12 protein-coding genes are annotated in these 12,000 nt (G+C 58.8%); 11 read left to right on the top strand and 1 reads right to left on the bottom strand.

The window, feature by feature from the left end; translation table 11 throughout:
• The first annotated feature begins 312 nt into the window (after window positions 1–312).
• Together VJV58_RS16330 and VJV58_RS16325 are read left to right on the top strand one after the other, a co-directional pair.
• The gene (locus VJV58_RS16330; protein ID WP_324138404.1) at window positions 313–1,134 is read left to right on the top strand and encodes a hydrolase; all 822 of its coding nucleotides are present in this window, start codon (window positions 313–315) and stop codon (window positions 1,132–1,134) included.
• A gap of 241 nt (window positions 1,135–1,375) precedes the next feature.
• Window positions 1,376–1,690: a hypothetical protein gene (locus tag VJV58_RS16325; RefSeq protein WP_324138403.1), complete on the top strand. Its 315-nt coding sequence runs from the start codon at window positions 1,376–1,378 to the stop codon at window positions 1,688–1,690.
• A gap of 220 nt (window positions 1,691–1,910) precedes the next feature.
• Here VJV58_RS16325 and VJV58_RS16320 read toward each other — a convergent pair whose 3' ends face one another.
• A complete protein-coding gene (locus VJV58_RS16320; protein ID WP_324138402.1) occupies window positions 1,911–3,197 on the bottom strand; it encodes an Nramp family divalent metal transporter in 1,287 nt (428 codons plus the stop codon).
• Window positions 3,198–3,518: 321 nt separating this feature from the next.
• On the opposite strand from VJV58_RS16320, the gene VJV58_RS16315 reads away from it, so the two are divergent.
• From VJV58_RS16315 to VJV58_RS16275, 9 genes are all read left to right on the top strand, one after another.
• Window positions 3,519–3,731 (top strand): hypothetical protein, encoded by a 213-nt coding sequence (locus tag VJV58_RS16315; RefSeq protein ID WP_324138401.1) that lies wholly within the window; start codon window positions 3,519–3,521, stop codon window positions 3,729–3,731.
• A gap of 233 nt (window positions 3,732–3,964) precedes the next feature.
• On the top strand, window positions 3,965–4,834 hold the full coding sequence (gene cyoA / locus VJV58_RS16310; protein WP_414641511.1) for a ubiquinol oxidase subunit II: 870 nt from the start codon (window positions 3,965–3,967) through the stop codon (window positions 4,832–4,834).
• A complete protein-coding gene (gene cyoB, locus VJV58_RS16305) occupies window positions 4,824–6,824 on the top strand; it encodes a cytochrome o ubiquinol oxidase subunit I (RefSeq protein WP_324138399.1) in 2,001 nt (666 codons plus the stop codon). The genes cyoA and cyoB overlap by 11 nt, the downstream gene beginning before the upstream one ends.
• Window positions 6,824–7,474, top strand: coding sequence for a cytochrome (ubi)quinol oxidase subunit III (locus tag VJV58_RS16300; protein ID WP_324138398.1), 651 nt, complete (start codon window positions 6,824–6,826; stop codon window positions 7,472–7,474). The genes cyoB and VJV58_RS16300 overlap by 1 nt, the downstream gene beginning before the upstream one ends.
• Window positions 7,471–7,869 carry a cytochrome o ubiquinol oxidase subunit IV gene (gene cyoD / locus VJV58_RS16295; protein WP_324138397.1) on the top strand — a complete coding sequence of 133 codons (399 nt, stop codon included), beginning with the start codon at window positions 7,471–7,473 and terminating at the stop codon, window positions 7,867–7,869. Before VJV58_RS16300 ends, cyoD begins: the two co-directional genes overlap by 4 nt.
• A 244-nt stretch (window positions 7,870–8,113) precedes the next feature.
• Window positions 8,114–8,839 (top strand): outer membrane protein, encoded by a 726-nt coding sequence (locus VJV58_RS16290; RefSeq protein ID WP_324138396.1) that lies wholly within the window; start codon window positions 8,114–8,116, stop codon window positions 8,837–8,839.
• Window positions 8,840–9,181: 342 nt separating this feature from the next.
• Window positions 9,182–10,246, top strand: coding sequence for an MBL fold metallo-hydrolase (locus VJV58_RS16285; protein ID WP_324138395.1), 1,065 nt, complete (start codon window positions 9,182–9,184; stop codon window positions 10,244–10,246).
• A 160-nt stretch (window positions 10,247–10,406) separates the two neighbouring features.
• Window positions 10,407–11,636 (top strand): 5-aminolevulinate synthase, encoded by a 1,230-nt coding sequence (gene hemA / locus VJV58_RS16280; RefSeq protein ID WP_324138394.1) that lies wholly within the window; start codon window positions 10,407–10,409, stop codon window positions 11,634–11,636.
• A 132-nt stretch (window positions 11,637–11,768) separates the two neighbouring features.
• Window positions 11,769–12,000 (top strand): hypothetical protein (locus VJV58_RS16275; RefSeq protein WP_324138393.1); only part of this gene is annotated, 232 nt, incomplete at its 3' end.

Raw genomic sequence — 12,000 nt, 5'->3', positions numbered from 1 at the left:
AAACGTCACCCGCGTGCAATGTTACGGATTTGAAGATGCCCGCTTTTAAAAGGCGTAACAGACCTGAGCGGACATTCGCTTCTGGATTAACGACGCAATTCCGTCGCCTTCGATCAGGTATTGGTGCCGGCGAACTTGGGGGCGGCCTTGCCGATTAGAACCTTTTGGATTTGCGCCGCGATACTTTGCGCTTTGGCTTCTCCTGCCCGGTCCGCAGGCATCCAACTGCTCGACACTGATCCAAGTTTGGCAGGCGCGATATGGTACCCCTGCGCAGCAGAGCCGCAGCGTGTCCCGCTGGGGAAGCTTACAATGAAGTTCATCGATTCGTTGGAGGGAGTGAAGGATTGTCCTGTTACTGGCGCAAACTTGCCTCTTATCATTGTCGCTCACGGACGAGGAGGTTGGTTCGCCGCTCACTATGACGTCGAACAAGCGCTGGCAAACGCCGGATTTGTCGTAGCCGCGATCAACTATCCCGGCGATAACGGTGCGGACGGCTCGTCCAGTAATAGTTTATCCATTATCGCGTCACGTCCTGCGGACACGATCCGCTTGCTGGACTTCATGTTGAATGACTGGCGTGATCGCGGCGCAATCGATCCAACCAAGATTGGTTTCTTTGGCTTTTCCGCTGGAGCATATACTGGATTGATTTTAGCCGGCGCGAATCCCGAATTTGGCAAGATTGCGCCGATCTGCACCGAGAGAAACAAGACGTTGGCGTGTGAACAGTTTCGTAGTGGTGCCATACCGCCCGGCGCCCCTCACGAGCCTCGCATACGAGCCGCAGTGCTCGCGGACACTGCTCTAAACTTCATGTTTTCCCCTCCGGGCCTGTCGGACGTTAAAATTCCATTGCTGATTTGGCGCTCAGAATTGGGCGGCGGCGGTGTTGATCCGCAGAACTCCGCGCTTACGGCCAGCAGCCTCCCTGGAAAACCTGAGGTGCGCGTCGTGCCGGCGGGACACTTCGCCTTCCTGCCGCCCTGTACGCCTGAGTTTGTAGCCAACTTGCCGCGGCTTTGCAGCGATCCGCCTGGCTTCGACAGAACCGCGTTCCATCAAGAATTCAACGCAAGTGTTCTGGGGTTTTTCCGCGACAAACTCGCTGGTGAGGGCGGCAGCCGCTAGACATTGGACTCTGCCTCGTTTTGGCCGGTATCATCTTGAGAGGACAGTCGGAATTGAACTGATACGTGGCTTCCTCCCGTTCAGCATTGATGGCAGCCTTATTCGAATAAAGCGCCGCCTTTGGCCGCCTCGGGGCGGTTTTTTGTTTGATGTTTATCCCTGGCCGGCGCTGGCACGGTTGTTGCGAGTCGTGAGGGAAGACCCGCTGGCATGTGCCAACGAGAGACACTGGAGCACAAAAATGGAACACCAGTGCGATTTTAAGATCGGAAGCAGATTCGACTCCAGAGAGGCAGCGCAGATCAGCGGCTTGATCAGCGATCTCGATCGCATCCTCCGGATCATCGACCTCGAGATTACGGCACAGGAGGAGGACGCGCGCGTGTTTGACGCTTCCAAGTCGGCCTATCCAATTAGCGCCAGAATGTTGAGAGCGCGCCGCGATAATCTCGCACATACGATCGGCTCGCTGCACGAGCGACTTGCCAGCTTGATCCAGCAAACCGGATCCTCGCATTCAAACCATGCACCGCGCGCTCGGGCGGAAAGCCGATGATCCGAAGGCGCAGCCTAATGCTTTCAATCTTTGCGGCGGGGTGCTGGATCGTTCTGCTCGCATTTGTTTTGAATTCTGTTTTTGCAGCGAACAAACTTCATAAGCAAATCCGGAGCAAGGATCGGCAAAGCAGTGAGAATGGCTGATGCGCTGCGTCGCCCGTCGCCCTGTCAGAAGGAAGCGGCCTTCGTCTGAATAGCACGTAGCCCGGACACATCTGTCACGTGAACCAACTCACGACAAGACACGCCGTCGCAGCGAATGTTACCACCGTCGTGATCCATCCGAGCGTATTGGTGACCCGGCTGTTCGCCCGCCCGCCAATGACACTCGTATCGTTGGTCAGCAGCATCATGATGAGAAGCAGGGGCGGCACTGAAAAGCCCTGGACGATGCCCGACCAGACGAGCGCCTTCATAGGATTGAAACCGAGAAAATTTAGCAGGACCGCCAGTACAGTGACCGCAGTGATACTCAGATAGAACAGAGGCGCTTCGCTCGGTCTAGCATTCAGACTGCTCGGCCTTCCAAGTCCCTGGGCAAGGTCATACGCAGCCCCGGTTGTCATAACCGGCACCGCCAGGAAACCGACACCCACCACACCAATCGCAAAAAGGATCTTGGCCCCTTCGCCGGCCAACGGTTCAAGCGCGGCTGCCGCTTGAGCCGCCGTTTCGATTTCAATGTTGCCTGAGGCGTGGAGCGTTGCTCCCGCGGCGAGAATGATGAAATAGAGAATCAGGTTGGAGAAGGCCATTCCGATCAGGACATCCCGACGAGTTCGGTCGAGTTCTCTCTCGCTCGCGTCCCGACGCTCGGCGACCGTCCGTTTGCCTTCTTGTATTTGGTCTTCGACCTCCTGATTGGATTGCCAGGTGTAGATGTAGGCCGAAAGCGACGTGCCGATGCAAGCAACGATCATGGAAAGAAAATCGCGATTGAATTCGACGTGAGGCACCAAGGTGCTGCGAACAACCTCTCCGAGGTTGGGTTTCGCCATGAAGGCTGCCGCGACGTAGGCGAACAGCGCCAATGTCAGCCACTTGAAGATATTTCGCAGCAGCGCATAAGACCCCCACATTTGGAATGCCAGAACGCTGATTGATACTGCGATCACGATCAATGAGATCGGAATGGGTAGCAGCAAGTTCAATGATGCCGCTATGCCGCCAAGATTCGCAGCGGCCTCGATCACGTTGCCGATGATCGCGCCGATCATCACTGGGTACAGTAGCCATCGGGGATAGCGGTCGCGAATGATAGCGAACAGTCCCTTGCCATAGACGCGCCCGAGCTTGGCCGAAAGGTACACAACCACGTACATCATCGGCAGCAGGACGGGAGCTATCCAGAGAAACGACAGGCCGAACTTGGCGCCCGCGCTCGCATACGTACCAATGGCGGAGGGATCATCATCTGCGGCGCCGGTAATTATGCCGGTGCCAACGGCCCTGAAGAGTCCTCCTTCCGCGACTATCGGGTCGTCTTCGGTATTTGGAGCCGGCATTCCTCTCTCGGTCCAATCTCATCGGGCTGGGCAGGCACTACTGCAGCTCCTCACCACCTTGCGAATGCAGGAGATGATTAAACGTTCCGAGCAATCAGGACGCTGACCTCGACGTAGCGCATGTCCTCCGGTCACGGGAATACCTATCGCAGAGAGGCGATGCGCGCCGCTCATTTGCGTTGGCAGATTGGTCCGCGTACAAGGGAACCAGCGAAAAGCGTTGCTACGACGTGCACCCGGGCACAAAGCAGCACTTGGGCAGTTCTGACTTGCCGAGAGTGCGTCGTTGGCTATCCTGATCTTGCAATCAAAGAGGGCGCGATGAGCTATTTTTCGAGAAATGACGACGCGATACAGCGGGGTGGTAAGGTCGCCGCAGACATAGCGTGCGCGCTGCTGCTATGCGCATTTTCCCTGGTGTTTTTTGGGTTGTTGGGTGGCGTGATCGCGTTCGTCCTGCTTGAATCCGCATTGATCGGGGTCGACTACCTCATGCCCAATCCCGATGACTCCGGCGGGGCAGCGATCCGATAGAACAAACGGCTGTGCTGCAGCGCTGACCGGCATAGATCGACCGGGCAATTGACGAGCACGTGATGAAATCGTTGCCGGCGAAAAATTGCCATCTGGACGCATCAGCATTGCGCCGGGTCCATCACATCTTCCTGCCAAGCTGCGTTCAGGACTCGAAGAAGCAAGGAGCGATTGAGGTCTTGCTTGAATTGCCAAGCTGTCCGTGAGTTACTGACTGGAACCCCAACGCGACGTTGCCGTTGGTAGCGGTTCAATTTTCGGGTTCGGCGATGAATATTTTCGACCCCCAGGGCCCGATCGCGGCCGCCGACGCAACGATTTTGATCGATTCCGTCGCGATCATGCTGGCGATCGTGTTGCCGACCATCGTCGCCATCCTCGCCTTCGCATTCTGGTTTCGTGAATCCAACCCCCGCGCGATGTACCGGCCCGATTGGGCCTATTCCGGACGTATCGAACTCGTCGTCTGGTCGATCCCGGCGCTCACCGTGATCCTGCTCGGCGGCGTCGCCTGGATCGGCTCGCATCAGCTCGATCCGGCTGCCGAAGTCCAGGGCACGGGAAGTCCGGTCAGGATCCAGGTCGTATCGCTCGACTGGAAATGGCTATTCATTTACCCGGATCAGAGAATTGCGACCGTCAATGCGTTGACAGTGCCCGTCGGCGCGCCGCTGCGATTTGAGCTGACGTCCGGGAGCGTGATGAACGTCTTCTTCATCCCGCAGCTCGGAAGCATGATCTACACCATGAACGGCATGGTGACGCGCCTGCAGCTTCGCGCCGACAACGAAGGCAGTTATCAGGGCCTTTCGGCACATTTCAGCGGCGACGGCTTTCCCGAGATGATGTTCGACGTCCACGTGATCCCGCAGCTCGCGTTTCCCGATTGGGTAGCCAAGACTGCGCGTACCGACCAGGTTCTGAATGAAGACAACTACAAAAAGCTGACGCAGCAAACGATTGAACGTAACAAGCCGACCTATCGGCTGAGCGACCCCACTCTGTTCCAGGCGATCGCGACGCAACGGATTCCGCCGGGGCCGGGACCACAAATTACATCAGAAGCCGCGCAATCGCACGTTCGGGGAAGCGATGTTCGGTAAGCTCAGTTGGTCCGCGATTCCGATCGATCAGCCGATCCCGCTGATCGCGGCCGGCGTGGTGCTCGCCGTGATCGTTGGGGTCCTCGCCTGGGCCACGCTGAAGGGCTACATGCCCTATGTCTGGCGCGAATGGATCACCAGTGTCGACCACAAGCGGATCGGCATCATGTACACCCTGCTCGCGCTGGTGATGCTGCTGCGCGGCGGCAGCGACGCGCTGATGATCAGGGCACAGCAGGCCATCGCTTATCATTCCGATGGCTATCTGCCACCGGAGCACTTCAACCAGATATTTTCCGCCCACGGCACCATCATGATCTTCTTTGTCGGGATGCCGTTCGTGATCGGGCTGATGAATTTCGTGGTGCCTTTGCAGCTCGGGGTTCGTGATGTCGCATTTCCGACGCTGAACTCAGTCGGGTTCTGGCTCACCGCCACCGGGGCGCTGCTGGTCAACATTTCGCTTGTGCTCGGCGAGTTCGCACGCACCGGCTGGCTGCCGTACCCGCCGCTATCGGAGCTGACGTATTCGCCGGGCGTGGGCGTCGATTACTATTTATGGTCGCTCGAAATCTCTGGAATCGGGACGCTCGTCGCCGGCATCAATCTCGTCACGACCGTGCTGAAGCTGCGCACGACCGGTATGACGTATTTGCGAATGCCGATGTTCTGCTGGACGACGCTGGCATCAAATCTTTTGATAATCGCGGCGTTTCCGATTCTGACCGCGACGCTGGCGATGCTAATTCTCGACCGCTACGTCGGCTTTCATTTCTTCACCAATGAAGCCGGCGGCAACGTCATGATGTTCATGAACCTGATCTGGGCCTGGGGGCATCCCGAAGTTTACATTCTGGTCCTGCCGGCGTTCGGGATCTACTCCGAAGTGGTCGCCACCTTCTCCCGCAAGCCCCTGTTCGGCTATCGCTCGATGGTGCTTGCCACCATGGCGATCTGCATCATCTCGTTCATGGTGTGGCTGCATCACTTTTTTACGATGGGCGCGGGACCCAACGTCAATGCGATCTTCGGCATCGCCAGCATGATCATCGCGGTGCCAACCGGCGTCAAAGTCTACAATTGGCTGTTCACGATGTATGGCGGCCGCGTTCATTATGCGACGCCGATGCTGTGGGCGGTCGGGTTCATGGTGACTTTCATCATCGGCGGCCTAACTGGTGTTCTGGTGGCGGTGCCGCCCGCGGACTTCCTGCTACACAACAGCATGTTCCTGGTCGCCCATTTTCATAACGTGATCATCGGCGGCGTGCTGTTCGGCGCGTTTGCCGGCCTCACCTACTGGTTTCCAAAGGCATTCGGATTCCGCTTGCATGAGGGACTGGGCAAGGCGGCCTTCTGGTTCTCGCTGATCGGCTTCTATGTGACTTTCATGCCGCTCTATGTCGTGGGGCTGCTCGGCATGACCCGGCGCATGCAGCACTATGATGTCGCGGCATGGCAGCCCTGGATGATGGTCGCTGCAATCGGGTTCGTGCTGATGATGATCGGAGTTGTTCTCCAGGTTCTGCAGATCGTCCTCAGCATCCGGTGGCGCGAAGGGTTGCGCGACCGCACCGGCGATCCCTGGGATGGGAGATCGCTGGAGTGGGCGGCTTCATCGCCGCCTCCGGTTTTCAATTTTGCCATCATGCCCGATGTGCGCGGCGAAGATGCGTACTGGATGATCAAGTCGCACGCCAAGCAGCAGGATCTCGAGAAGGACGAGCCCAGTTATCAGGATATCGAAATGCCGCGTAATTCGCCGACCGGATTCGTGTGTGCGTTCTTTGCCAGCGTCACCGGGTTTGCCTTGATCTGGCACATCTGGTGGATGGTTGCGGCAGGTCTTGTCGGCGCGTTCGCGACCTTCGTGGTGTTCGCCTGGCGCGATCACGACGAATACGTCATTCCCGCAGCCGAGGTTGCCCGCATTGACCGCGCCAACATCGCGGAGCGGCGCGGCCTCGCCAGCCAGGCAGGGAGGGCGTAATGGCCGGCGGGGCGTTCGCATATCCACACGCCGATCCGCATCATTTGGGAGGGATGCAGGCAACGGGCACAGCGCACACCGGAGTGGCCCCCAAGCGCATCGTCACCGGCTACGGCTTCTGGATCTTCATCCTCAGCGACATGGTGATGTTCTCGGCGTTCTTCGCGACCTACGCGGTGCTGCTGCACCAGACTGCCGGTGGGCCGAGCGGGCGCGAGTTGTTCAACCTGCGCAATGTCGTGATCGAGACCGGTTGCCTTCTCGCCTCAAGTTTTACCTGCGGCTTCGCCTCGATCGCCGCCGACTTCCGCAACCGGACCTGGTTTCAAGTAGCGATGGCGATCACTTGCGTGTTCGGGCTCGCGTTTCTCGCGATCGAGGGCAGGGAATTTGCCGACCTGGTGGAGCGCGGCGCCGGGCCAACCCGCAGCGCCTTTTTGTCGGCGTTCTTTACGCTGGTGGGTTGCCATGGGCTGCACGTCTCGGCGGGCGAGCTCTGGCTTTTGACCATGATGGCCCAGGTCTTCGCCAAGGGGTTCAGGGCCGACATTCAGCGCCGCATCCTGTGCTTCGCGCTGTTCTGGCACGCGCTCGACATTATCTGGATCGCCGTATTTACGATCGTCTATCTGATTGGAAGCGCACAATGAGCAACGGATACGATGAAACCCAAGACAGCGTCGATCTGGCGCCAGGCGACGAGCACCTCGAGGGCGGCTCGCTGGGAGAGCGGGCACTCGGCTATGTGACGGGGCTCGGGCTTGCGGTGCTTTTGACCGCGACGTCTTTCTTCGTCGCGGGCACTGATCTCGTCTGGCAGCCGAGCATTCCAGTCGCGCTCGTCGTGCTGGCAATCGCGCAGATGGGCGTGCATCTGGTATTCTTCCTGCACATCACCACAGGTCCCGACAACACCAACAACGTGCTGGCGCTCGCCTTCGGCGTCTTGATCGTGCTGCTCGTGACCGGGGGCTCGCTCTGGATCATGTCGCATCTGAACCAGAACATGATGCCGATGGATCAGATCATGCAGATGCAGCGCTGACCGGGAAAGATTCCGCCGCACTCGAAACCAAGCGCGACGACGATCTCGGCTCACGCAAATTAAAGCTTCCTTCAGCTTTGATTAAGGCCTCGTTAGCCATCGAAAATAGTTGTTCCGCCAAGAGGTTGGGAAGCTGATCGGTGTGGCCGCACGGTGACAGCAATTTACTCAAAAGCTGGCTAAGTGCGCGCCATGGATGAGTTGGCAACGGCTATTCTCAAATGACTGGTGGAGCACTAGACCAATGAAAAAGTTTCTAATCGGCACTGTCGCCGTTATTGCCGTCAGCATGACGGTGCCCGCATTTGCAGCTGATCTTGGAGCGCGAGGCTACACCAAGGCTCCGCCTTATGTTGCGCAGGCCTACAACTACTGGACCGGCTTCTACATTGGCGGTCATCTCGGCGGCGCCTTCTCAAGCGACAACAATTTCAATGGCCTTGTCAGTAACAACAACAATGACGGCAGGTTTCTCGGGGGCGTGCAGGTCGGCGCGGATTACCAGTTCGCCCAGAACTGGGTGGTCGGTATTGAAGGGCAGTACAGCTGGCTCGGCAACAACAATAGCGTGATCTTCCCGGGCGGATTTATCTACACCAACAACCAGCGAGCCATCGGCTCGGTGACCGGCCGTGTTGGCTTTGCCTGGGGTCCGGCTCTGCTGTACGCCAAGGGCGGCTACGCCTTCTCCGACAATAGCGAAAGCCTGAGCCTACTCGGCACACCGGTCGCGTTCACGCTGGATAGCGGCCATCGTGACGGCTACACCGTCGGCGCCGGCCTCGAATACATGTTCGCGCCGAACTGGTCCGCCAAGATCGAGTATCAGTATTATAACTTCGGCGACACCCGGTTCGTTACGCCGACTGCTCTCGCTCCGTTCGGCAGCTTCACCAATGACGACCACACTGTGAAGGTCGGTCTGAACTATCGCATCAACTGGGGCAACCTCGCGCCTGCGCGATATTGATCCGTGCCTGATCGAAATTCGAAAAAAAAGGCCGGTTCACGCCGGCCTTTTCTTTGATTCGGTGCGCCAAGCATTATTCCGGCATCGGCCAGCACCGGAAAATACTTCTAGAGTCCTTATGCCGCGCGGCTCCGCCGATCGCGCTTGCCGAAAGCCATGCTTCCCCTGCGGTGGACTGCGCGCGCCGCGCATGATTGAGAAGGGCCGCCTGTGTTTTGGCGGAACAGCACCGGTTTTTCGGCTGGCGCCCAGTCGCTTGTGCGGCTAAGCCGATGGAGCGCGATCGGCACATTTCCCCTTTTGGGTCCGATCGCATCGAGCGTGAACATTGCGGCCTTAATAATGCATTCGAAAACAGACACGGTGGTGCAGTCTTCGGCCGAGGCGCTGCGGTACCCGTGGGAAAATCATCCCGGCCCGGACCAGGTCGTCGAAGTGAGGCCCGGCATTTTGTGGGTCCGGCTCAAGCTGCCGTTTCGTCTGAATCACGTGAACATATATCTGCTCGCCGACGGCGACGGCTGGGCGATGATCGATTCCGGTTTCGGCAACGAAGATTCGATCGCCGCCTGGACAGCGCTGTTCGAGGGTCCGCTATCGCATGTGAAGATCACGCGACTGATCGTGACCCATTCGCACCCCGACCATGTCGGTCTCGCCGGTTGGATCGTCGAGCGATTCAACTGTCACCTCTACATGTCGCAGGTGGAATATCTGCAGTCGGTCTATCACCAGAATCGCGGCACCGAGGAGCGCCGCAACGCACAGCGGCTGTTTTTCCGTCGTCACGGCATGGACGAGAACCTGACTGATAAATTGCTGGGGCGCGGCCAGGATTATCTCAAGCGAGTTTCGATCCTGCCGCCGTCCTATCGCCGCATCTCGCACGGCGACGAAATCTCGATCGGGCCGCGACGATTCAAAGTGATCACCGGCGGCGGTCACGCGCTGGATCAGGTGATGCTTTACTGCGCGGCCGACAAACTGTTCCTGTCTGCCGATCAGGTGCTCAGCAAGATTTCGCCCAACGTCAGCGTCTGGGCGGTAGAACCGGATCAGAACTCGCTCGGCGAATATCTGGGCTCACTGGCGAGCCTGACCACCACGCTCCCCTATGACGTCATCGTACTGCCCGGCCACGGCGTACCCTTCTACGGTCTGAAGACGCGGATCAAGCAATTGGCCGATCACCACGAGGATCGCTGCCGGCTCATCGCCGAGGCGTGCCGGGAAACAGCAAGAACCTCCAAGGAGCTGGTGCCAGTGGTGTTCCATAAGCACGTACTCGACGTGCATCAGATGGGCTTCGCCGCCGGCGAACTGATCGCACATGTCAACTACATGCTCGTCGAGGGACGCCTGACCGCTGAGGACACGGATGGGGTGCTGCGCTTCACGACGACTTGATCCTTAAGGTACAAACGCGATCGCGCATCAATCAGCGGAGAACGGCGTTACCAGAGGCGTGTTTGCGCGCGAAATGCCCGTTTCCGGCTCGACATCAATCCTGGAAACGCTCTAAAAAGGAATTGTTAGCCAACTCTTACGCTTCGTTCCAGGTCTTGCGATGGATTACAGCCTATTCTTCAGTTCCGCCCTCAACCGCCTGCACAATGAGCGGCGCTACCGGGTGTTCGCCGATCTGGAGCGCATCGCCGGCCGTTTCCCGCACGCGGTTTGGCACTCTCCGAACGGCGCGCGCAACGTCGTGATCTGGTGTTCGAACGATTACCTCGGCATGGGGCAGCATCCGAAAGTCATTGGCGCCATGGTCGAGACCGCTACGAGGGTCGGAACCGGCGCGGGCGGCACCCGCAACATCGCCGGCACACATCATCCTCTGGCGCAGCTCGAACAGGAATTGGCGGATCTGCATCACATGCAAGCCGCGCTGCTTTTCACTTCCGGCTACGTCTCCAACCAGACCGGCATTGCCACCATAGCCAAACTGATCCCGAATTGCCTGATCCTCTCCGACGCGCTCAATCATAACTCGATGATCGAAGGCATCCGACAGTCCGGCTGCGAGAGACAGGTGTTCCGGCACAGCGACACGGCGCATCTGGAGCAATTGCTGCGCGCGGCGGGACCCGAGCGTCCGAAACTGATCGCGTGCGAGAGCCTCTATTCGATGGATGGAGATATCGCTCCGTTGGCGAAAATTTGCGACCTCGCCGAACAGTATGGCGCGATGACTTACCTGGACGAGGTTCATGCCGTGGGCATGTACGGCGCGCGCGGCGGCGGCATTGCGGAGCGCGATGGCGTGATGCACCGCATCGATATCGTTGAAGGTACGCTGGCCAAAGCGTTCGGCTGCCTCGGGGGCTATATCGCCGCAAGTTCAGAAATCGTCGACGCGGTCCGCTCCTATGCGCCGGGCTTTATCTTCACCACCGCGTTGCCGCCCGCGATTTGTTCGGCGGCAACGGCTGCCATCCGGCATCTCAAGACTTCGAATTGGGAGCGCGAACGCCATCAGGAACGCGCCGCGCGCGTCAAGGCGATCCTCACCGCCGCGGGCTTGCCGGTTATGTCGAGCGAAACGCATATCGTGCCCGTGTTCGTAGGCGACCCCGAACAGTGCAAGCGTGCCTGCGACATGCTGCTTCAGGAGCACAGCATCTATATTCAGCCGATCAACTATCCGACCGTCGCCAAGGGCACCGAGCGGCTGCGCATAACGCCCTCCCCCTACCATGATGACGCGGTGATCGATCAGCTTGCCGAGGCATTGCTGCAGGTGTGGGAGCGGCTCGGGTTGCCGCTTCAGAAGAAGGCGATGGCCGCGGAGTAAGGTTACTCCCTGTCACGGTCGAACTCCGGACAACTGACCATCGCGCCCGGTGCTTTGCCGGCCCGATCCGGCTATACTTCCCCGGGATCGCCGGTTCATTAGCGGCGAGCCTGCGCATAGGAGTAAGCAGCGATGCTGCACGACTGGGGCGTGATCGCAGCCGCCTTCGGCTACATCGGGTTCCTGTTTCTGGTGGCGAGTTATGGCGATCGCCTCTCGCCGGCCCAGCGTGGCCGCGCCAGTGGCCTGATCTATCCGCTGTCGCTTGCGATTTATTGCACCTCCTGGACATTCTTCGGCTCGGTCGGATTTGCCACCCGCACCAGCGTGGATTTTCTCGCCATCTATATCGGCCCGATCCTGA

The sequence above is a fragment of the Bradyrhizobium sp. genome, from assembly GCF_035273305.1.
Classification (GTDB): Bacteria; Pseudomonadota; Alphaproteobacteria; order Rhizobiales; family Xanthobacteraceae; genus Bradyrhizobium.
The sequence above is the reverse complement of the archived record's forward strand: the minus strand, read 5'-3'. Positions and strand labels throughout refer to the sequence as shown.

What these genes read in the sequence shown, in the direction of transcription:
- VJV58_RS16330 (WP_324138404.1), top strand. Translation starts at nt 313, where the DNA reads ATGAAGTTCATCGATTCGTTGGAGGGAGTGAAGGATTGTCCTGTTACT.
- VJV58_RS16325 (WP_324138403.1), top strand. Translation starts at nt 1,376, where the DNA reads ATGGAACACCAGTGCGATTTTAAGATCGGAAGCAGATTCGACTCCAGA.
- VJV58_RS16320 (WP_324138402.1), bottom strand. Translation starts at nt 3,197, where the DNA reads ATGCCGGCTCCAAATACCGAAGACGACCCGATAGTCGCGGAAGGAGGA.
- VJV58_RS16315 (WP_324138401.1), top strand. Translation starts at nt 3,519, where the DNA reads ATGAGCTATTTTTCGAGAAATGACGACGCGATACAGCGGGGTGGTAAG.
- cyoB (WP_324138399.1), top strand. Translation starts at nt 4,824, where the DNA reads ATGTTCGGTAAGCTCAGTTGGTCCGCGATTCCGATCGATCAGCCGATC.
- VJV58_RS16300 (WP_324138398.1), top strand. Translation starts at nt 6,824, where the DNA reads ATGGCCGGCGGGGCGTTCGCATATCCACACGCCGATCCGCATCATTTG.
- cyoD (WP_324138397.1), top strand. Translation starts at nt 7,471, where the DNA reads ATGAGCAACGGATACGATGAAACCCAAGACAGCGTCGATCTGGCGCCA.
- VJV58_RS16290 (WP_324138396.1), top strand. Translation starts at nt 8,114, where the DNA reads ATGAAAAAGTTTCTAATCGGCACTGTCGCCGTTATTGCCGTCAGCATG.
- VJV58_RS16285 (WP_324138395.1), top strand. Translation starts at nt 9,182, where the DNA reads ATGCATTCGAAAACAGACACGGTGGTGCAGTCTTCGGCCGAGGCGCTG.
- hemA (WP_324138394.1), top strand. Translation starts at nt 10,407, where the DNA reads ATGGATTACAGCCTATTCTTCAGTTCCGCCCTCAACCGCCTGCACAAT.